This is a genomic window from Streptomyces sp. NPDC102259, assembly GCF_044766465.1.
Lineage (GTDB): Bacteria > Actinomycetota > Actinomycetes > Streptomycetales > Streptomycetaceae > Streptomyces.
In genome coordinates this window covers 432615-453351 of record NZ_JBIWMA010000003.1, presented here as the reverse complement: position 1 = coordinate 453351, position 20737 = coordinate 432615, and the positions used below count along the sequence as shown (strand labels likewise).

General features: G+C 73.8%; 17 protein-coding genes. 6 read left to right on the top strand and 11 right to left on the bottom strand.

Annotated features, from left to right (window positions below):
* Positions 1-142: 142 nt before the first annotated feature.
* Positions 143-1006 carry a phosphotransferase enzyme family protein gene (locus tag ACIRPU_RS10710; protein WP_403864519.1) on the top strand — a complete coding sequence of 288 codons (864 nt, stop codon included), beginning with the start codon at positions 143-145 and terminating at the stop codon, positions 1004-1006.
* A 112-nt stretch (positions 1007-1118) separates the two neighbouring features.
* Here ACIRPU_RS10710 and ACIRPU_RS10705 read toward each other — a convergent pair whose 3' ends face one another.
* The 4 genes from ACIRPU_RS10705 to ACIRPU_RS10690 form a co-directional block, all read right to left on the bottom strand.
* Positions 1119-1841: a 3'-5' exonuclease gene (locus ACIRPU_RS10705; RefSeq protein WP_355706007.1), complete on the bottom strand. Its 723-nt coding sequence runs from the start codon at positions 1839-1841 to the stop codon at positions 1119-1121.
* Between the two features lie 108 nt (positions 1842-1949).
* Positions 1950-3218: an SAV2148 family HEPN domain-containing protein gene (locus tag ACIRPU_RS10700; RefSeq protein WP_403865078.1), complete on the bottom strand. Its 1269-nt coding sequence runs from the start codon at positions 3216-3218 to the stop codon at positions 1950-1952.
* A gap of 71 nt (positions 3219-3289) precedes the next feature.
* On the bottom strand, positions 3290-4636 hold the full coding sequence (locus ACIRPU_RS10695; RefSeq protein ID WP_384118894.1) for a copper amine oxidase: 1347 nt from the start codon (positions 4634-4636) through the stop codon (positions 3290-3292).
* Between the two features lie 76 nt (positions 4637-4712).
* Entirely contained in the window at positions 4713-5534 is an 822-nt protein-coding gene (locus tag ACIRPU_RS10690; protein ID WP_403864515.1) for a Tat pathway signal sequence domain protein, read from the bottom strand.
* 197 nt (positions 5535-5731) lie between these two features.
* On the opposite strand from ACIRPU_RS10690, the gene glgX reads away from it, so the two are divergent.
* The 4 genes from glgX to ACIRPU_RS10670 all read left to right on the top strand — a co-directional run bounded on the left by glgX (position 5732) and on the right by ACIRPU_RS10670 (position 11876).
* On the top strand, positions 5732-7840 hold the full coding sequence (glgX, locus tag ACIRPU_RS10685; RefSeq protein WP_355706010.1) for a glycogen debranching protein GlgX: 2109 nt from the start codon (positions 5732-5734) through the stop codon (positions 7838-7840).
* A gap of 81 nt (positions 7841-7921) precedes the next feature.
* The gene (gene treY / locus ACIRPU_RS10680) at positions 7922-10273 is read left to right on the top strand and encodes a malto-oligosyltrehalose synthase (protein WP_403864512.1); all 2352 of its coding nucleotides are present in this window, start codon (positions 7922-7924) and stop codon (positions 10271-10273) included.
* 28 nt (positions 10274-10301) lie between these two features.
* Complete coding sequence (locus ACIRPU_RS10675; protein WP_403864509.1) at positions 10302-10493, top strand: hypothetical protein; 192 nt, start codon at positions 10302-10304, stop codon at positions 10491-10493.
* Between the two features lie 132 nt (positions 10494-10625).
* Positions 10626-11876: a M14 family zinc carboxypeptidase gene (locus ACIRPU_RS10670; RefSeq protein WP_355706013.1), complete on the top strand. Its 1251-nt coding sequence runs from the start codon at positions 10626-10628 to the stop codon at positions 11874-11876.
* A gap of 65 nt (positions 11877-11941) precedes the next feature.
* On the opposite strand, the gene ACIRPU_RS10665 is transcribed toward ACIRPU_RS10670, so the two are convergent.
* The 3 genes from ACIRPU_RS10665 to ACIRPU_RS10655 form a co-directional block, all read right to left on the bottom strand.
* Positions 11942-12397, bottom strand: coding sequence for an SSI family serine proteinase inhibitor (locus ACIRPU_RS10665; RefSeq protein WP_384118901.1), 456 nt, complete (start codon positions 12395-12397; stop codon positions 11942-11944).
* Positions 12394-13719, bottom strand: a complete 1326-nt coding sequence (locus tag ACIRPU_RS10660) for a M14 family zinc carboxypeptidase (protein ID WP_403864505.1) — start codon at positions 13717-13719, stop codon at positions 12394-12396. The genes ACIRPU_RS10665 and ACIRPU_RS10660 overlap by 4 nt, the downstream gene beginning before the upstream one ends.
* Before the next feature lie 341 nt (positions 13720-14060).
* Positions 14061-14612: a DUF1707 and FHA domain-containing protein gene (locus ACIRPU_RS10655; RefSeq protein ID WP_355707326.1), complete on the bottom strand. Its 552-nt coding sequence runs from the start codon at positions 14610-14612 to the stop codon at positions 14061-14063.
* Between the two features lie 165 nt (positions 14613-14777).
* Here ACIRPU_RS10655 and treZ point away from each other — a divergent pair, with 165 nt between their 5' ends.
* Positions 14778-16523 (top strand): malto-oligosyltrehalose trehalohydrolase, encoded by a 1746-nt coding sequence (gene treZ / locus ACIRPU_RS10650; protein WP_403864502.1) that lies wholly within the window; start codon positions 14778-14780, stop codon positions 16521-16523.
* 73 nt (positions 16524-16596) lie between these two features.
* Here the strand turns inward: treZ and ACIRPU_RS10645 are convergent, their stop codons facing one another.
* From ACIRPU_RS10645 to ACIRPU_RS10630, 4 genes are all read right to left on the bottom strand, one after another.
* Positions 16597-17568 (bottom strand): aminoglycoside phosphotransferase family protein, encoded by a 972-nt coding sequence (locus ACIRPU_RS10645; RefSeq protein ID WP_403864499.1) that lies wholly within the window; start codon positions 17566-17568, stop codon positions 16597-16599.
* Positions 17569-17617: 49 nt separating this feature from the next.
* Positions 17618-18745: an aminopeptidase P family protein gene (locus ACIRPU_RS10640; protein ID WP_403864496.1), complete on the bottom strand. Its 1128-nt coding sequence runs from the start codon at positions 18743-18745 to the stop codon at positions 17618-17620.
* Between the two features lie 372 nt (positions 18746-19117).
* Positions 19118-19744: a PDZ domain-containing protein gene (locus tag ACIRPU_RS10635; protein ID WP_403864493.1), complete on the bottom strand. Its 627-nt coding sequence runs from the start codon at positions 19742-19744 to the stop codon at positions 19118-19120.
* A gap of 107 nt (positions 19745-19851) precedes the next feature.
* Complete coding sequence (locus tag ACIRPU_RS10630; protein WP_403864490.1) at positions 19852-20718, bottom strand: LysR family transcriptional regulator; 867 nt, start codon at positions 20716-20718, stop codon at positions 19852-19854.
* Positions 20719-20737 lie beyond the last annotated feature (19 nt).

Genomic DNA, 20737 nt, shown 5'->3' with positions numbered 1-20737 from the left:
CCGCCATGGTCGTGAAGGTGCTGTACCCCGTCAAGAGACCTTGCGCACGGCCCGATCTGTGCGAATGCGACACTGGCCGTCGGATGGCCGGATCCCGACGCCGTCCGACTGGGACGGGCGGCGCACCACACGGAGGCGGACGATGGACGAGGCACGGGCGCGGGACGTACTCGCCGCGGCGGAGGTTCTGCCCGGCCGGGCGGCGGACGCGGCTCTCCTCGCCCTGGGCGAGAACGCGGTGTTCGCCGCCGGCGACCTGGTGGTGAAGGTGGGCCGTGCCGCCGAACTCCTCGACCGGGCCCGGCGCGAACTGGACGTCGCCGCCTGGCTGGCCGGCGCGGGCGTCCCTGCGGTGCGGGCCGCCGAACCGGAGCCGCTGCTCGTCGAAGGGCATCCGGTGACCCTGTGGCACCGGCTGCCCGACCCCGTGCGCCCGGCGGGACCACGGGATCTGGCCGAACTCCTGCGTCTCGTGCACGCCCTGCCCGCCCCCTCGTTCGGTCTGCCCGCGCGTGATCTGCTGTCGGGGGTCGAACGCTGGCTGCGGCTCGCGGGCGACGCGATCGACCCGGCCGACGCGGCGTATCTGCGCGAGCGCCGCGACGGCTTCGCCACGGCCGCCGCCGCGCTCACCCCGCATCTGCCGCCCGGCCCGATCCACGGCGACGCGCTGCCCCGCAATGTGCACATCGGGCCCGACGGCCCGGTCCTGGTCGACCTGGAGACCGTCTCCGCCGATCTGCGCGAGCACGACCTGGTGGTGATGGCGCTCTCCCGCGACCGGTACGGGCTGCCCGCCGAGGCCTACGACGCCTTCACCGGGAGCTACGGCTGGGACGTGCGGGAGTGGGCGGGCTGCACGGTCCTGCGGGGCGCCCGGGAGACCGCGAGCTGCGCCTGGGTCGCCCAGCACGCGCCCACCGACCCCAAGGCCCTGGCCGAGTTCCGGCGCCGGGTGGCGTCGCTGCGGGACGGCGACGAGGCGGTGCGGTGGTATCCGTTCTGATCCGGGTGCTGCGGGCGTGGCGGGCCGCCGCCCGGATCGGGAAGGACGCCGACGAGCCCCCGTCCGACGGCCGGTGAGGGCGGTCGGTGAGGCGGTCGGGTGCGCGGGAGCGTCAGACGGTCTTCTCCGCCGGCTCCCGGACCGGCCAGGCGCCGTCGATCACCGCGTCCGCGTCCCCCTTGCGACGCAGGAAGCTCTGGAAGTCCGCCGCCCACTCGGCGTACCACTCGATCTGGCGGCGGTGCAGCTCCGCCGGGCCGAGGGCCGCGACCTTGGGGTGGCGGCCGGCTATCGCACAGGCGAGGCGGGCGGCCGCGAGGGCGTCGGCGGAGGCGTCGTGCGCGGAGTCCAGGAGGACGCCGTACTCGGCGCAGACCGCTTCGAGGTTGCGCTTGCCGCGCCGGTAGCGGTCGACCGAGCGGTCGATGGTGTACGGGTCGACGACCGGCGCCGGGTCCTGGCCGCCCAGCCGGTCGCGCAGGGAGGGCAGTCCGTGGCGTCGCAGCTCGGCGGAGAGCAGGGTCAGGTCGAAGGCCGCGTTGTAGGCGACGACCGGGACGCCGGTGCGCCAGTAGCCCGCGAGGACGTCGGCGATCGCGTCCGCGACCCGGTCGGCGGGGGCGCCTTCGCCGGCGGCCCGCTCGTTGGTGATCCCGTGCACCGCCACGGCGTCCGCCGGGATCTCCACGCCCGGGTCCGCCAGCCATTCGCGGTGTCCCAGGACCTGCCCGTCCCTGACCTCGATCACGGCTGCCGTGACGATGCGCGCCTCGCGCGGGTCCGTCCCGGTCGTCTCCAGGTCGAAGCCGACAAGCAGCTCCCGGTACCAGGCCATGGTGGCCCCCCTTCTTGGTGGTGCTTCCCCCAGTGGTCTCCACCCTCGCATGCGCCACTGACAATCAGAGGATCGCGTTCCGCTTACGCAGGGGCCGAAACGGATGATTCAGGACACCGGCCGTGAGTCCGCCCAGGCCAGCTCGAACTCCTCGCGGTATGCCGGGAAAAGTCCGCCGTCGTCCATCTCGCCCGGCTTGACCACCCGGTTGCCGTTGCGCAGCACCAGCACCGGCGCCTCCATGCCGCGCATCCGCCGCAGATAGGACTGGATCACCGCGATGCCGTCGGTGCCGTCGCCGTCGACCAGGTAGGCGGTGAAGCGGGGCGTCTCGTCGTACACCTGGATCTGGAAGGCCCCCGGGTCGCGCAGCCGGGCGCGGACCCGGCGCATGTGCAGGATGTTCATCTCCACCGCCCGGCTCAACTCGCCCCGCTTCATCCCGAGCTCCCGTTCGCGGCGCTTGACCGAGCTGGAGGCCGGGTTGAGGAACAGCAGCCGGACGCGGGAGCCGGCCTCGGCGAGGCGGACCAGGCGGCGGCCGGAGAAGTTCTGCACGAGCAGGTTGAGGCCGATGCCGATGGCGTCGAGGCGGCGGGCGCCGTCGAAGATGTCCTCGGCGGGGAACTGGCGCAGCAGCCGCACCCGGTCGGAGTGGACGGCGACCACGTCCGCGTACCGGTCGCCGACGAGGTCCTCGACGGCGTCGACGGGCAGCCGGCGCGCCGAGGGCACGTCGCCGCTGGTGCCGAGCATCTCCAGCAGGCGCGCGGACGCCCGCTCGGCCTGGCCCAGGACGGCCTCGGACAGGGCCCGGTTGCGGGAGACGACGTTGCGGGTCACCTCCAGCTCGTCCAGGGCGAGTTCGACGTCCCGGCGGTCGTCGAAGTACGGCTCGAAGCACGGCCAGTGCTGCACCATCAGCTCGCGCAGCTGCGGCAGCGTGAGGAAGGAGATGACGTTGTCGTCGGCCGGGTCCAGCAAGTAGCCCTTGCGGCGGCTGACTTCGCGTACGGCGACGGCGCGCTGCACCCACTCCTGGCCGGCGGGTCCGGCCGCGGCGACCACCCACTCGTCGCCGTGGACGGGTTCGTAGATGGGCCGCAGCACGGCGGCCACGACGGCCCGCAGCCGTTGTTCGACGAGGTTCAGCCAGATGTAGGCCCGGCCGGCCCGCTGGGCGCGGGTGCGTACCTCGCGCCAGGCTTCGGCGTCCCAGTCCAGCTCCGGTCCGATGGCGTTCGTCTCCATCGGCCGGGCCAGGGACACCGTGCCGGGCGGGACGTCTGCGGAGCCCCCCTCGTGACCCTGGTCACCAGGGGGCAGCTCCAGCCCTCCCGAGCCCACCCGCGCACCGCCTTCCGCTCCCCCGAGCATCCCCGTCCCAACGATCAAGGAAGGGTACTCCGGGAGCGGCGGGCGGTGCAGCCGGATGGACAGGTCGTTTCTCAACTACCGCTGTTCGACTGTCCGTTCTGTCCCGCCAGCGCGGACGGAGTGAGCGGATTCATAGCGGTGACGTCCCTGGGGACGAGCGAGAAGCCCTGCCAGTGGACCGGCATGGGCTGCTGGTCCTCGTCCCGGGCGATGTGGTGGAAGCCCACGTTCACCCAGGTCACGGGGTGGGTGAGGGTCTGTCCGTTCACCCACTTGTCGACGGAGACGCCGTGCAGGGGGCTGCCGCAGTCGCGGACGTTGTTGCTGGCGTACTGCTCGCACTGGTTGTACTGGGTGAAGTACACGTCGTGCTGGGTGAACTTGCGGCCCGAGTACTTGGTGGTGGCGCCCGGGACGAGCTCGTAGGAGCGGGCGTGGCCGTCCTTGTTCTTGCCGGTCGCGCTGACCACGCGCCACCAGCGCATGTTCTGGGCGTCGCCCGCGAGTTCCTTGGTGACGGCCGTGCGGGTGGTCTTGTTGGTCGGGCCCTGCTGTCCGCCCGCGGGCGGGCTGACCACCGAGTCGTACTGCTCCACCTTGGTGGCCGAGGAGCCGTCGAGACCGAAGTCGAGCCGCCAGAAGACGTTGTGGCTGTGGCTGGTGGCGTAGGACTTGGCGCCCTTGCCTATCGGCCAGCCGCGGCCGTCGCCGGCGTCGTAGTCGAAGGGCGAGAGGCTGCCGGTGGCGCCGACGTTCATGTTGATCGCGCCGTCGTCGGAGAAGCGCCACTCGGTGATGTACTCGTACCAGCCGACCTTGTTGACGGTGTAGATCATCAGGTCCTTGCCCTGGGCCTGGAAGACCTTGTTGCCCGTGTCGGCCTGCATGCGGTAGGCGTGACCGCGCGAACGGGTCGTGGTGCACAGGCCCTTGACGTTCGGGTTGTCGGAGAAGGACTCCGGGACCTTCACCGTCCTGATGGTCCCGCCGGGGCACTCGGCGGGAGCCATGTTGACCAGGCCCGAGCCGAAGTTGTAGTCGGTGATGTCGTTGTACTCGTTCTTGCCGTCGTCGTACGGCACGTGGATCTGGGCGATCTTGGCGCTGTTGAGGACCCTGATCGGCTTGGCCTCGCCGGGCGGCTGGTAGGAGATCTTCTCCAGCACCAGGCCGGACTTGGCCTCGAAGCGCCAGCACATGCGCCAGGTCGTGCCGGTGGCGAGCTTCTGTTCGATGCGGTAGGCGGCGCTGCAGTCGGCGGCGGCCGCGGGGGCCGCCTTCGGCTGGGCGGCGGCGGGACCGGCTCCGGCGGCCGCGCCGGCGGCCAGCGCGGCCACACAGAGGCCGACGGCCGCCCCCCGGCGGGCACGGACGGCGCCCTGCGGCCGGAGGCCGCCGATCAGATTCGGAACACGCATGAGGACATGACTCCCTTTGCCTCCCGCTGCGGGAAGCACCTCGGAAAACGGACGTGGAGGTGGGCCTGCCACGGATTCAGCCGGTGAGCCGGGCGACCTTGCGGGTGCTGAGGTCGATCACCAGGGACCGGGCGTCGATCCACGGGCCGTTTTTGACCTTCGGCAGCAGCCGTACGCAGCGGTGTTCCCCGCACTTGTCGAGGACGGCGGGCTCGGCGCCCGGCACCGCCCGGTAGATCATGGCGGCGATCTGCAGCTGCTCCGGGGAGCTGAGCTCCTTGCCGGTGGCGTCCTTGAAGTCGGCCTTCAGACCCGCGCCGAGCGGGTCGGCGATCAGCAGGCTCGCGGCCTCGGTCTGCTCGGCGGCGCTGAGCGGCGGCTGAACGCCGTGCTGGGTGCCGGTGCCCTCGACCTTGCCGGTGTCGAGGTTGACGGTCCTGGTGACGAGCGTGTCGTCCTTGTAGTCGTAGAACGACACCACCGCGCGCCGGGGCGCGTCGGGGTCGTCCACCTCGTCGGCCGCCGGCTCGGCGAGGTCCACGCCGAGGCGCTGCGGACCGCGGTCGCCGTCCACGTCCTCGCTCGCGTTGAACCGCTGCCGGTCGAGCGCGATCCTCTCGACGCGCGCGATCTCGTCGTCGGTCAGCGGGTCGCGGCCCTCGCCCTTCGTCCCCTCGGCGGGCGCCGTCTCGACGACACCGGGCTGTACCGCCGCCGCCGCGTCCCCCTGCGGCTGTCCGGCCGCCTGCCCGGTGCTCTGCCCGCCCTTGCCGCCTCCTGTGTCGTCCGCCCCCGCCGTGCCCGGCAGGGTGATCCCCACCATCACGGCCGTCGCGGCCACCGCGATGGCCGTACCCGCCACCACCTTGCCCAGGTGGCGGCGCACTGTCGTGCGCACAAATTCCCCCTACTCCCCCTGTTGCCCGGGAGTACGTGTATGCCCCACTGGTTCGGCACAGGACGTGGGTCACCTGTCGTCCTGTGCACTGGTCGTTCGGTAAGAGGGGCGTAAGTCACAGGTGGTTCCCTCACTTTCCTGGAGACTCGACCCCAAGGCGCCCCCGACGGGGCGAGACACCTGAAAGAGTCGTGTCCATGCAGGTATGGCCTGGAGAGGCGTATCCACTCGGTGCCACGTACGACGGCGCCGGCACGAACTTCGCGGTCTTCACGGAGGCCGCGGACCGAGTAGAGCTGTGTCTGCTGCACGACGACGGCTCGGAGACGGCGGTGGAACTGCGCGAGAGCGACGCGTTCGTCCGGCACGCGTACCTGCCGGGCGTCATGCCCGGACAGCGGTACGGATTCCGGATGCACGGCCCCTACGAACCCGCGCGCGGGCAGCGCTGCAACTCGGCGAAGCTGCTGCTCGACCCCTATGCGAAGGCGATCAGCGGCTCGATCCGCTGGGGCGAGGAGGTGTACGGCTACCACTTCGACGCCCCCGAGCGGCGCAACGACCTCGACTCGGCGCCCCACACGATGACGTCGGTCGTGGTCAACCCCTACTTCGACTGGGGCGACGACCGCAGGCCGCGTACCGAGTACCACCACACGGTGATCTACGAGGCCCATGTGAAGGGCCTCACGATGCGCCACCCGGGGCTGCCGGAGGAGCTGCGCGGCACCTACGCGGCCCTCGCGCACCCGGCGATCATCGAGCATCTGACGGAACTCGGGGTGACGGCCCTGGAGCTGATGCCGGTGCACCAGTTCGTCAACGACCACCGGCTGGTCGACATGGGCCTGAACAACTACTGGGGCTACAACACGATCGGCTTCTTCGCCCCGCACAACGCGTACGCCTCCTGGGGCGACCGCGGTCAGCAGGTCCTGGAGTTCAAGTCGGCGGTGCGGGCGCTGCACGAGGCGGGCATCGAGGTCATCCTCGACGTGGTCTACAACCACACCGCCGAGGGCAACCACCTGGGCCCGACGCTGTCCTTCCGGGGCATCGACAACGCGTCGTACTACCGGCTGACGGACGACCCCCGGTACTACATGGACACCACGGGCACCGGCAACTCGCTGCTCATGCGGTCCCCGCACGTCCTTCAGATGATCATGGACTCGTTGCGGTACTGGGTGCTGGAGATGCACGTCGACGGGTTCCGGTTCGACCTCGCGGCGACCCTGGCCCGTCAGTTCCACGAGGTGGACCGGCTGTCGTCGTTCTTCGACCTGGTCCAGCAGGACCCGGTGGTGTCCCAGGTGAAGCTGATCGCGGAGCCGTGGGACGTGGGCGAGGGCGGCTACCAGGTGGGGAACTTCCCCCCGCTGTGGACCGAGTGGAACGGCATGTACCGCGACACCGTGCGGGACGTGTGGCGGGGCGAGCCCCGCGCGGTCGGCGAGTTCGCCTCCCGGCTGACCGGCTCCTCCGACCTCTACCAGGACGACGGCCGGCGCCCGCTGGCCTCGATCAACTTCGTGACCTGCCACGACGGGTTCACCCTGCACGACCTGGTGTCCTACGACGACAAGCACAACCAGGCCAACGGGGAGGACAACCGGGACGGCGAGAGCCACAACCGGTCCTGGAACTGCGGCGCGGAGGGCCCGACCGAGGATCCCGGGGTCCTGGAGCTGCGGGCCCGGCAGATGCGGAACTTCCTCGCCACGCTGATGCTGTCCCAGGGCGTGCCCATGATCAGCCACGGGGACGAGTTCGGGCGCACCCAGAAGGGCAACAACAACGCCTATTGCCAGGACAGCGAGCTGGCCTGGGTCCAGTGGCCCGAGGAGGGCAGCGAGCTGCTGGACTTCACGCGCGCGTTGGTGTGGCTGCGCAAGGAGCATCCCGTCTTCCGGCGGCGCCGCTTCTTCCACGGCCGGCCGGTGGAGGGCACGCACGACGAGCTGTCGGACATCGCCTGGTTCACTCCCGAGGGCAAGGAGATGGCGCCGCGGGACTGGGACCGGGCACAGGCGTCCGCGCTGTCGGTGTTCCTCAACGGCAACGCGATCTCCGAGCCGGGCGCGCGCGGCGAACGGATCACCGACGACTCCTTCCTGCTGATGTTCAACGCCTCCGCCAAGCCGATGGAGTTCGTGGTGCCGGTCGACCACGGGCGGCAGTGGCAGGTGGTCGTGGACACCGGGAACCCGGAGGCGCCGGCGCCGGGCGCGGGACCGAAGGTGCAGGCCGGGGCCCGGCTGACCCTGGTGGACCGGAGCATGACGGTGCTGCAGCGGCCGACCTAGCCGGTCCGTGGACGGCGCGGGCGCGACCCGCCTGGAGGGGGGTGTGACACGAAACGCCGCGGGACGGGTACGTAGGTTGTCATGACCCCTGAGCGACGTGACGCCTCCGTTCCCGTGCCGCCCACGGCGACCTACCGGTTGCAGCTCCAGCCCGAGTTCCCGTTCGGGGCGGCGACGGCCGCCGTGCCGTACCTGGCCTCGCTCGGCGTCTCGCATCTGCACCTGTCCCCCGTCCTGGAGGCCGTACCGGGCTCCCTGCACGGCTACGACGTCGTGGACCCCACGCGCGTGCGGGCGGAGCTGGGCGGGGAGGAGGGGCTGCGGGCGCTGGCGGGCACCGCGCGGGAGCACGGGCTCGGGCTGGTGGTGGACATCGTGCCGAACCACATGGCGATGGCCCCGCGTCACAACCACGCCCTGTGGGAGGTGCTGCGGGAGGGTCCGAAGTCGCCGTACGCGCGCTGGTTCGACATCGACTGGGAGGCGCAGGGCGGCCAGATGCTGCTCCCGGTGCTCGGCGGCCCCGTCGGGACGGAGCTGGCCCACCTGCGCGTGGACGGCGACGTCCTGCGCTACCACGACCACGTCCTCCCGCTGCGCGAGGGCACCGAGGGGCTGCCGCTGCCGCGGCTGCTGGACGCCCAGTGGTACCGGCCGGTGTGGTGGCGGCTGGCCCGCACCGAGCTGAACTACCGGCGCTTCTTCAGCATCTCCGAGCTCATCGGGGTGCGGGTGGAGGACCCGGAGGTGTTCGAGGCCACCCACGGCACGATCCTGCGGCTGCTGCACGAGGGCGTCGTCGACGGGCTGCGCGTGGACCACCCCGACGGCCTCGCCGACCCCGACGCCTACCTGGAGCGGCTGCACACGGCGAGCGGCGGCCGCTGGACGGTGGTCGAGAAGATCCTGGCCGACGGGGAGCGGCTGCCGGACTCCTGGCCCGTGGCGGGCACCACCGGCTACGACGCCCTGCGTCACATCGACGGCCTCTTCACGAACGTCGAGGGGGCCGGGGAGCTGCTGGACATCTACCGGCGCTTCGCGGCCCCGCAGACGGACCGGGGCGGCGACTGGGCGGCGACGGTGCGCCGGGCGGCGTACAAGGTGCTCACGCACGAGCTGGCGGCCGAGACGGAGCGGCTGACGCGGGCGGCGACCCGGGTGTGCGCCGCGTCGGCCGACGCCGGCCTGCGCGACCGGGCGCCCTGGGCGCTGCGGACGGCACTGGAGGAGCTCCTCGTGCGCATGGAGGTGTACCGGCCGTACGCCTCGGGCGACCCGGCCGCCGTCGTCACCGAGGAGGCGGCCGCCCAGGCGCGGCAGGCGTTCGTCGTGCCGGAGGAGGCGGGCGCCGTCGACGTGGTGCGGGGACTGGTGCTCGGCGGGGAGGGAGCGTCGGGGGCGGACTTCCGGGCGCGGTTCGCGCAGACGGCGTCCGCCCTGCGCGCCAAGTCGGTGGAGGACACGGCCTTCTACCGGTACGTGCCGCTGGCGGCGGCGAACGAGGTGGGCGGCGACCCGGGGGCCCCGGGGGTGTCCCCGGCCGGCTTCCACGCCTACTGCGCGCGCGTGCAGCGCGACTGGCCGGCCTCCGGGACGGTCGTGACGACGCACGACACCAAGCGCAGCGCCGACGTGCGCGCCGCGCTCGCCGTGCTCACCGAGTGCCCGGGCCGCTGGGCGGACGTCCTCGCGGAGGTCACCCGAGCGGAGGAGGGCGTACCGGACGGACAGCTGGCGTGGGCGGCCTGGCAGACGGTCTTCGGACTCGGCCCGGCGGCCCCGGAGCGCGTCCAGGAGGCGCTGCTCAAGCACGCGCGCGAGGCGGGGCTGTACACGAGCTGGACGGAGCAGGAGCCGGCGTACGAGGAGGCGGTGGCCGCGTTCGTGGCGGCCGGACCGTGCGGGGCGCCGGGCGATCGGGTGGCCGCGCTGCGCGCCGCACTGGAGCCGCACATCCGTGCGAACGTGCTCGGTACGGCGCTGGTGCATCTGACGATGCCCGGGGTGCCGGACGTCTACCAGGGCACGGAGAGCGAGTACCGGGCGCTGGTGGACCCGGACAACCGGCGCCCGGTGCGGTTCCCGCCGGAGGATACCGGTGTCAAGGGCGCGGTGACCGCCGCCGCGCTGCGGCTGCGCCGGCGGCGGCCGGAGGTCTTCGGGGAGTTGGCGGCGTACGAGCCGTTGCCCGCCGAGGGAGCGGCCGCGGCCCACTGTCTGGCGTTCGCGCGCTCGGGCCGGGTGGTGACGGCCGTGACGCGGCTGTCGCTGCGGCTGGCGGAGGGGGGCGGCTGGCGCGAGACCCGGCTGGCGCTGCCCCCGGGGACGTGGGTCGACGTCCTGGCTCCCGAGCGGGAGTTCACGGGCCACGCGCGCGTGGCGGACCTGTTCGAGCAGTTGCCGGTGGCGCTGCTGGAGCGGGCGGAGTGAGGGCGCGGGGGCGATCTCCTACGAACCGGTGACCCTGCCGGCGGGCGTCGCCATCGCCGACCCCGAGCGCTTCCATACCGAACTGGGCTTCACGTCACGGGAGTTGCACATCCACCTCGACTTCGAGGAGGCGACGAACGTCCCGCTCCTCGCTCGGGTCCCCCGGCCCCCGGCCCCGCCCGCGAGGCCTGCCGGAGCCGGGAGGGAGCACGAGGAGTGAGGACGGCACGGTCGTACCCACCGCCGGCGCGCGCATCCGAGCGCCCCCTGGAGCCTCCCCCCAGGCGTTCTTGACAGTTCCCAGAGACCATGGGGTACTGCGGATGCGAAGGCCGGGCGGACCAATACGGGGGTGAGTCTCCTGCCGGAGCTGCGCTACCCCACGGTGGCCGAACTGACTTCTGCTGTCCGGGCGCTGGCCGCTCACCAGCCCGGAATGTGCGCGCTACGACAGGTGGGCGTCTCCCGTGCGGGCCGGCCCCTGCATCTGCTGTCCGTGGGGCGCGCCCGGCGGGCCGTGCTCGTCGTCGCGGGCGCCCACGCCAACGAGCCGACCGGGGGCTCGACGCTGCTGGCGCTCGCCGAACGGGTCGTCCAGGAAAGGGAGTTGCGGGACGGAACGTCCTGGCACTTCCTGCTGTGCGCGGACCCCGACGGGGCGAGCCTGCATGTGACGCCGGCTCCGCGCAGCCTGCTGGAGTACCACCTCGGCTTCTTCCGGCCCGCCGGTCCGGAACAGCCGGAGTGGTCCCCCGCCGTGCTGCCGCCGGACCGGCTGCCGCCCGAGACGCGCGCGCTGACCCGGGTCATCGACGAGCTGCGGCCCTACCTCCAGGTGACGCTGCACGGCACCGATCTGGGCGGCAGCTGGGTGCAGCTGACCAAGGACATCCCGGGTCTCGCCGAGCCGTTCGTGAAGTCCGCGGCCCAGTTGCACATCCCGGTGGAGACGGGCGCCTCGGACGCGGCGGGCTGGCCCGCGTCCGGGCCCGGCGTGCACGTGATGCCGGCCGCCGGGGCGGAGGCGGCGTACCCGAGCATGCCGGACGACGCTCGGCACAGCACCTGGTACCACGCCCATCGCTACGGCGGTCTGACCGCGGTGGTGGAGGTGCCGATGTGGGCGAGCGACATGGTGGACGACCCCGCCCCGCATCCCGCCCCGGCCGCGGCGATACGGCGGCTGGCGCAGCGGCTGCTGCGGGACACCACGGAGGTGGAGCGGGTGCTCGTCGAGGCGCTGCCGCGGCTGGAGGGCGTCGACGGGCCCCTGCTGCGGGCGGCCAAGTGGGCGCTGGAGCTGGTGCCGGGGCTGGCCGCGGACTGGACGGACACCCCGCCCGCCGACACGACGATGGCGTACGTCGGCAGTGTGGACGCCTTCGCCCGGCGGCTGCCGCTGCGGGCGGCCGCGATGCTGTGGCGGGTCCTCCAGGAGAGCGACGACCACGCCGCACCGCGTCTGGAACAGCTCGTCGAGACCTGGAGCGACGCGTTCGCCTATCGCTTCCGGGCCCGCTGGGTGCCCTTGGAGCACCAGGTCGAGCACCAGTCCCGGACGGTCGTCGCGGCGGCCCTGCACGCGCGCGAACGGGCGGCGTGAGGGGCGGGGCGGTGGCTGCGGGCACGCGCGGGCGCCCGCGCGTGCCCGCAGCCGACCTGGCCGGGTCAGACCTCGGGCACCTCCTGGTCGTCCAGGGCGAACACGGCTCCCGTCAGCGCCTCCCGCTCGCAGTCGTTGCCGAAGGTGCGCTCGTAGTCGACCGGGCGCCCGTTCCACTGCCCCTGCGCGCGGACCGTCACCGGCGCGTACACGAGCGGGCAGATGCGGCTGCCGTCGGACGTGAGGGCGTCGACGTCCCCGTCGGCCTTCGCCAGGACGTCGCAGGCCTCCGCGGCGCGGGAGTGACCCTGGGGCGGGTCGCACAGCAGCAGGGTGCCTCGGGTGTCGCTGGAGCGGGCGTCGCCGCGGGTGACGGTGAGCTGGAGCCAGTTGCCGGGGAGGGCGTCGTGGGAGGCCGCCAGGGCCGGGGTGGCGCCGGCGGCGAGAAGGAGGGCGGCCGCGGCCGGGAGCGCGCGCCGTACGGCTTTCGCCGACCGGAGACAGGTGAGGAAGTACGTCATTCCCGATGCATCGGCACGGCCGGCCGTGTACCCCAGTCCGACTCACCCGAACGGGCACCGGCGGACTCGGCGGCTCGGCGGCCGGCCAGCTCGAACGCGGCGAACACGACCCGCGCCTGATACTCCGCCTGGCGCGCGACGGGAATCCAGCGCGCCCCGCACTCCTCGTACCCGGCGCACCACGCGTCGATGAGCCCGTCCAGCTCCGGCAGCGCGCCCGCGGGGTCACGTCCGGCGCCGGTGACGAGCTGGTGCAGCAGTCCCGCCGTCCGGACGGCGATCCGGCGGCCGGCGATGCGCAGCGCGGTCAGATGGGCGGTGCTGAGCGGGGGCAGCGGGCGGGCGGGGTCGGCGGTGGCGGGGTCCCAGGCGTCCGCGAGACCGGGGCAGACCAGTAAATAGTCGTCGACCGGAGCGAGCAGACGGGCCGTGTCGGGGGTGCCGGCGAGGTGGGGCCGCACCCGCGCGAGGATACGTTCCAGCAACTGCGCGTCATGGCGCAGGGCAGAGCTGACGGCACGCAGTACCGCGTCCCGGTCGGCGGGCGGGGAGCCGTCCTCGACGGTGGCGACGCCCCACATGGGCGCCTCGACGACCGCGGTCACCGTGCCGTGCCGGTGCGGGTGGTACCAGGTCGACTCGACGGCGGCCTCGGTGATGGCGGCGGCCAGATCACGCGGCCGCGGTGGCGGGATCCGGTAGACGGCGGGTCCCAGGCGCGGCCAGTACAGGGTGTCGTAGGGCCCGAGTTCGCGGGGGATGCCGAGCCGGGCGGCGGCGTGGGCGACGCGCCGGGAGAGTCCGGGCAGGTCGCGGGTGAGTTCCACGAAGGCGCCGCCGACGTCGACGCCGTGCAGCGAGCACTGGAGGAAGGGTTTCAGTTCGTCCTGGAGACGGAGCAGCGCACGGGTCTCCGGCAGCGCGGCGGCGGCCGCGCCGTCGGGCAGCCACTCGGGCTGCTCCAGGAAGCCGGGCCGGAAGAAGTGACGGAAGTAGCGGCCGAGGCTGTACGGGCCGGTCAGCCACCTCTCGTTGCGGCGCAGACCGTCGGGGTCGAGGCAGAGCAGCAGGTTCCAGGTGGCGTCGGCGCCGACGGTGAGCCGCGGGTCGGCGAGGACGCGTTCGGCCAGCCGCAGGACGGTGGCGCCGCCGACGGGCTCGTTGGCGTGCGGTCCGGCGACGACGAGGGCCTGGCGGGAGCCCCGGCCGACGGACAGCAGCCACAGCGGCGAGCCCGCGCGCGAGACCCCGACGCGGCGCAGCCGGACGTCCCCGGAACCACGGACGGCGAGCGCGGCCGCGCGGGCCGCGAGTTCGTCCACGGTCGGGTAGCGGAGGAGGGGCGGCAGGGCACACCTCCCACAAGGCGGCGCCGTCGGTTCACCTGGCGTGTCTGGTGTACGCACAGTGAGTCATGGGCCGGGGGTTCGTCAACACCGCGGTAAGCGTGCGGACTTGAGCGGACTAGGACGATTCGAGCGAGCTCGAGGGTCCCGTCGGTCCGCCGGGACGCCACGGTTCGACGGGCCGTATGCGAACCGACGGGCCGAGCGAGCCCGGCGGGGTGGCGAGGCGGCGGCTCGGGCTGCAACGCCGATCCCGGACGGGCCGGCGGAGCATGGTCGTGGGCCACGCGAGCCGGTCGGCGGGGCGGTCGCGGGGCTCAGTTCGCCGAGAGGCGGAAGGCCATGCGGCCGAAGGCGACCTGGTCGCCCTCGCGGACCACGGCCGCGCCGATGACACGACGTCCGTTGACCGTGGTGCCGTTGGTGGAGCCGAGGTCGCGCAGCACCCACATCCCGCCCCGGCGGCTGAGTTCGGCGTGCACGCGCGAGACGCTCTCGTGGGTCAGCCTGAGGCCGCTCACGGGGTCGCGGCCGATGCGCAGCGCGCTCTCGGTGCCGGGGTGCGGCAGCAGCAGCTTGGGCAGCCGCTCGGCCTGCCAGGCCCTGCGCAGCCGGACGGTGAAGCCGGAGACCGCCTCGACGGTACCGAAGACGGCCCGCGAGAGGCGGTTCTCCCGGGGCAGGTCGGCGGTGAGGACGGCGAGCTCGTCGGAGCGGCGCGCGACAAGAGCCAGCTCCATGCGCCGGATGAACGTGTCGTGCGACAGTCGCCCCATGGCGACGCCGTCACGCAGCACCTTCAGCGCCTGGTCGCGCTCCACGTCGGACAGCCGCGCGGGGTACGTGTTGAACTCGAAGGACGACGTCACGCTCGTGATTGTCGGTCAGCGGGCCCCGGGTGTCCAGAAGACGCGAAACGCCCGGCACGCGCGCGTACCGGCAATGGGAGTGTTCCAAAAGCGGATTGATCTCGGGTGGAGCACGATGGACGCGAACGGGCTACATCACGGTGAGCAGACGAAGGGGAACCGTCCGTGCAGTTCGAGGTGTGGGCACCGCAGGCCGAACGTGTGACGCTCCAGTGCGACGGCGTCACCCGCGCGTTGGAGCGCGATCAGGAGCGGGCGGGGTGGTGGACGGGCGAAGCCGAGGCCGTCGACGGCACGCGGTACGGGTTCGCGGTGGACGACGGACCCGTCCGCCCCGATCCCCGCTCCCGCCGTCAGCCGGACGGCCCGGACGGGCTGAGCGCGGTCGTCGACCAGACCCGCCACACGTGGCGTACGGAGTGGTCCGGGCGCCCGCTGCCGGGCGCGGTCCTGTACGAGCTGCACGTGGGCACCTACACCCCCGAGGGCACCCTGGACGCGGCCGCGGAGCGACTGGGACACCTCGCCGAACTCGGCGTCACCCACGTCGAGTTGATGCCGTTGTGCGCGTTCCCCGGCCGGCACGGCTGGGGGTACGACGGGGTGTCGCCGTGGGCGGTGCACGAGCCGTACGGCGGTCCCGAGGCGCTGAAGCGGTTCGTCGACCGGGCCCACGCGCTCGGGCTGGGCGTCGTCCTGGACGTGGTGCACAACCACCTGGGCCCGTCCGGCAACTACCTGCCCGAGTTCGGCCCGTACTTCACGGAGACCCACCACACGCCGTGGGGCGCCGCCATCAATCTGGACGCGCCCGGCTCGGACGAGGTGCGCTCCTACCTGCTGGGCAGCGCGCTGGCCTGGCTGCGCGACTACCGGCTCGACGGACTGCGGCTGGACGCCGTGCACGCGCTGGCGGACACGCGCGCGTGCCACTTCCTGGAGGAGCTGTCGACGGCGGTGGACGCCCTCGCCGCGGAGACCGGCCGGCCGCTGTTCCTGATCGCCGAGTCCGACCTGAACGACCCGCGCCTGATCACGCCCCGCCGGGCGGGCGGTCTGGGCCTGCACGCGCAGTGGAACGACGACTTCCACCATGCCCTGCACACCGCGCTCACCGGTGAGTCCCAGGGCTACTACGCCGACTTCGCGCACGCCCCGTTCGCCGCGCTCGCCAAGACCCTCACCGGCGGCTTCTTCCACGACGGCACGTACTCCGGCTTCCGTGGCCGGCGCCACGGCCGCCCGCTGGACCGCACCCGTCTGCCCGCGCACCGGCTCCTCGGGTACGGACAGACCCACGACCAGGTCGGCAACCGCGCCCAGGGCGACCGTCTCTCGGCGTCCCTGTCCCCCGGCCTGCTGGCCTGCGCGGCGGCGTTGACGTTGACCGCGCCGTTCACGCCGATGCTCTTCATGGGCGAGGAGTGGGCGGCGGGCACGCCCTGGCAGTACTTCACCGACCACACCGACCCGGAGCTCGCCGAGGCCGTACGGCGGGGCAGGCGGCGGGAGTTCGCGGCGCACGGCTGGGCCGAGGAGGACGTGCCCGACCCGCAGGACCCGGCGACGCGCGAGCGCTCGTGCCTGGACTGGTCCGAGCCGGAACGCGAGCCCCACGCGCGCGTGCTGGCCTGGTACCGCGAGCTGATCGCGCTGCGGCACGCGACCGCGGACCTCACCGATCCGGATCTGGCCGACATCAAGGTCGCCTACGACGCGCCGGCCCGCTGGCTGGCGTTCCGGCGCGGCGACGTCCGGGTGGCCGTCAACCTCGGCAAGGAGCCGGCCGCGATCCCCCTGGGCCCGCGCCCGGCCCGCGTACTCGCCACCTGGGACCCGGTGGACGTACCGGGCCGGGACGGGCTGCTGCATGTGCCCGGCGAGTCGTGTGTGGTGCTGCGGCAGGACTGAGGAACCCCCGGCGGAGGGGCAGGGGCGGCGCGCGGTCTCCGTCGCCTCCTGCCCTGTCCTCCGTCCCCTGCCCTCAGCCCTTCTCGTCGGCCGCGCCGCTCTCCCCCTCCTCGCGCAGCTCCGTCACCCGCTCCAGCAGGATCGCCTCCCAGGCGCGTCCCAGCCGGACCCGCGGGAGGGTGAGCGCTTCGGCGTCGTGCGGGCCGGTGGTGCGGCCGTCGAGGCGCTGCGCGAGGCGGACGACGGTGTCGCAGCGGGCGAGCCACAGGCCGCGCAGGCAGGGGCGGGGTCCGTAACCGGCGAGGGTGGCGGCCCGGACGGCGGCGCCGGATCCGACGGCGAGGGCGAGCCCGGCGATGTCCTCGGCGGGATCCCCGAGGATCGCGCCGGTCCAGTCGAGGACGCCGCGCACCCGGCCGTCCGCGCTCACCACGAGGTGCTCGCCCCGCAGGGCGTGGTGGACGAGGACGGCGGTGCCGGGCTGGGCGGCCAGCTGGGCCGCGCCGGGCGAGGTGAGCTGATGCAGGCGGGCCGGGTCGAACTCGTCGGCGCGGGCGAGGCGCTCGGCGGCGGCCACGGCCATCCGGCGCAGCGCCTCCAGGGAGCGCGGGGCGGTGCGCGGCACGCCGAGCGCCTCGGCCTGCCGGGGCGGCACCTCGCGCAGCCCTCGGAGCAGTCCGGCGAGGTCGGCCTCGCCGACGGCCGACACGTCGTGCTCCTCGGCGGTGCCGCCGGGCAGCTTGGTGTCGAGGGTGTACGCCAGCCCGGGCGACCACTCGCCGTGCGCGACGCTGGTGGGCACGGCGACCGGGACGTGCGGGCGGACGAGGTCGCGCAGCCGCAGTTCGCGGCGGCGGCGCAGGGTCGTCTCGCGGTCGGTGGCGAGGCGCAGCACATGGCGGGCGCCGACCCACCAGGTGGAGGGCGTGCCGCCCTCGGCGACGGGCCGTACCTCCGGTCCGGAGCCGCCCGCGCCGCCCTCGTCGAGGAGCGCGCGGACCAGTCGGCGGACGGTGTCCGCGGTGGGTGTCGGTGCCTGGGTCATGGTCGCGCCGTTGCCGTTCGGGTGGGATGCCGGGACTCCTGGAGGCGGGTCAGTCCACTATGACCAGCTCACGGGTGGTGTCGTTGAGACGGCGGCCGCCGTCCTCGGTGACGGTGACGATGTCCTCGATGCGCACGCCGAACCGGCCCGGCAGGTACACCCCGGGCTCCACGGAGAAGCACATGCCGGGCACGAGGGGCCGCTCCTCGCCCTCGATCATGTACGGCGGCTCGTGGGTGGTGACGCCGATGCCGTGGCCGGTGCGGTGGATGAAGTACTCGCCGTAGCCGGCGTCGGCGATGACCGCGCGGGCGGCCCGGTCGACCTCCTGGCAGGCGACGCCCGGCCGGACCGCCCTGAAACCCGCCTCCTGGGCCTCGCGCACGAGGTCGTGGACCCGGCGTTCCTCGTCGGTGGGTTCGCCGACGTGCACGGTGCGGGAGGTGTCGGAGCCGTAACCGTCCTTGAGGCCGCCGAAGTCCAGGACGACCATGTCACCGTGTTCGATGACCCGGTCGCCGACCTCGTGGTGCGGGTTGGCGCCGTTCGGCCCGGAGGCGACGATGGTGAAGTCGACCTGGGAGTGCCCGTACCGGCGCAGCAGTGCGGCGAGGTCGGCGCCGACCTCCGTCTCCCGGCGCCCGCCGAAGCGAACCGTGCGGATCTCCTCGAACGTGGCGTCCGCGGCCGCTCCCGCGGCCGCCATCAGCTCCAGCTCCGCCGCGTCCTTGACGGCGCGCAGCATCGGCAGGGCCTCGGTGAGCGAGGCGTAGGAGGTGGCGGGCAGGGCCTTCTGGAGGCCCAGCAGGTGCATCGCCCAGGCGTTGTCGCTGATCCCGAACCGGCCGCCCGTGTCGAGGAGGGCGGCGGTGGCCGTGTAGGGGTCCTGGCCGTCGGTCCAGTCCCGCAGGCCGAGGGCGGGGGCGCCGACCGCCTTCGCGGCGTCGGGGGCCTCCAACGTCGGCACGACGAGGACGGGGTCCCGGCCGGGGGCGAGGACGAGCAGGGTGAGCCGTTCGGTGACGGCGGTGGGCGCGTAGCCGGTGAGCCATACGAGGTCGGGTCCGGGCGCCACGAGCAGCCCGGCGAGTCCGGCGTCGGCGGCCTGGCGCGCGGCCCGCTCCATGCGGGCCCGGTAGTCGTCGGCAGTGAAGGGCGCGGGGGCGGTGCCGGTCATCCGGGCCTCCCAGAGGGGACGTGGCGACTGACGTGTGACGGACGTGGTGATGCTGGCGTGATGACCACGGGCAGCATCCTGCCCGCCCGGCGGGGGTCGCGCGAGCCGGTTGACGATGCTTTCGGGCGGGTCGGGCGGGTGACCGGCCCCGGGCCGGCCGTCCAGAGCCCTGCGCAGGCCGAGGAGGCACAGGGTGCTCGGCCCGGGTGAGGCGGCGACGAGGGTGCGGGCGCCCGGGAAGGTCAGGAGGAAGGTCGGCAGGCGCTCACAGTGACGTGGCGGGGCCCGCGACCTGACCGGCGTTGCGCCCCGGTGGTGGCGACGGCTGGGCGCCGGCGGCCGGGCGGTGCGGGCGGCCGCGCCGAGCGCCGTTCATGTGACGACGCCGGGGATCACCGTCAACCGCCCGTATCCGCCGCCGCGATGACGCACCGTCAGCTGGATCCTCTTGCCGGGGCGGGCCTCGTCGACCGCCCGGGCGAGGTCCGTCGCCGAGCCGATCCCGGTATCGCCGAACTTCAGCAGGACGTCGCCGCGGACCAGGCCCGACGTGTAGCCGGGGCCGGGGATGTGGACGGCGACGATCTCGGCGCCGGCCCGCTCCGCGTCCACGGCCTCCAGGCCCAGGGTGGCATCCGGTGCGCGCCGTGGCGCGGTGGCCGACCCGGACGGACCGTCCGGTGTGGCCGGGCTCGGCCGGCCCGGGGCGGACACGACGCCCGCCGGGCCCGGCACGCCCGGCCCCGCCTGCCGCTGGAGCTCGGCCAGTCTGCTCATGCCGATCACGGTCGCCCCCACGGTGCCGAGCCCGACGCCGGACAGGACCAGGACGGTGCCGGCGAACAGGCCGAACAGCAGGGTCGTCAGCCGTCGGCCGCGGCGGCGCGCGGCATGCGGGCGCCGACCCTGACCGCCCGGCCCGACGCCGCCGCCCGGCCCGGCACCGCCGCCGGGCTCGGAACCGGGCATGGGCTTGGGACGCAACGCTGTCTGTTCCATGGATCGCCTCCGGCTGATGCTCTACCCGGCGCACCGGCGCCCCACGAGCCACGAACGAGTGAGACTGACCCAGGTTCAGGAGCGGTACGCGTCGGCCGCGGCGCAGGTCACGGGCGGGTGGACAGCGACTCCACCAGCGTCCGCGCCGCGCCCGACGGCGCACCCGCGTACACGAGTTCGACCCGGTGCACGACCCGGGGGCCGGTGACCGGGACGGCGGCCGTGCCCGGCACATCGGCCGCCACCGCGCGGGGCAGCAGGGTGAGGCCGTGGCCGGCGGCCACCAGGGCGGTCAGGACGCGGAGGTCGGCGCCGTCGTAGCGCAGGGCGGGCCGGAAGCCGTGGCCGCCGTTCGCGGCCCTCAGCTGGGGCAACGGCAGCCCGGCGTCGGGGGCGTCCAGCCAGCGCGCGTCGGCGAGGTCGCCGAGGCGCAGCCCGCTGCGCCGGGCCAGCGGGTGACCGGTGGGCAGCAGGACGCGGACCGGCTCCTCGCCGACGCCGTACGTGGTCAGCGGCGCGACGTCGGGCAGCCGGAGCGGGTCGCTGGGCGCGGCCAGACCGTCGACGAGGCCCACGTCGGCCGTGCCGTCGGCGACGGCGGTACAGACGGCGTCACGGCCGAGCACCCGCAGCGTCACACCGGCGGGCGGGAGTGCGGCGAGGACGGCCGGGCCGAGGGCGGTCGGCGAACCGGCCAGGGTCAGCCCGTGCGAGGGCGCCGAGGCGATCCGGACGACGTCCGCGCGAGCCGCGTCCAGGCGCAACAGCAGCGGCCCCGCGTGTTCGAGCAGCCGCTCGCCCACGCTGGTGGGGAGGACGGGCCGGCGGGTGAGCAGCGGCGCACCCAGGTCCTGTTCGAGGGCCGCGATGTGCTGGGAGACGGCGGACTGGGTGTAGCCGAGTTCCCGGGCGGCCTCGGAGAACGAGGCGAGGCGCGCGACGGTGACGTAGGTGCGCAGCAGATGCGGGTCCATGCGCCCAGGGTCGCAGACC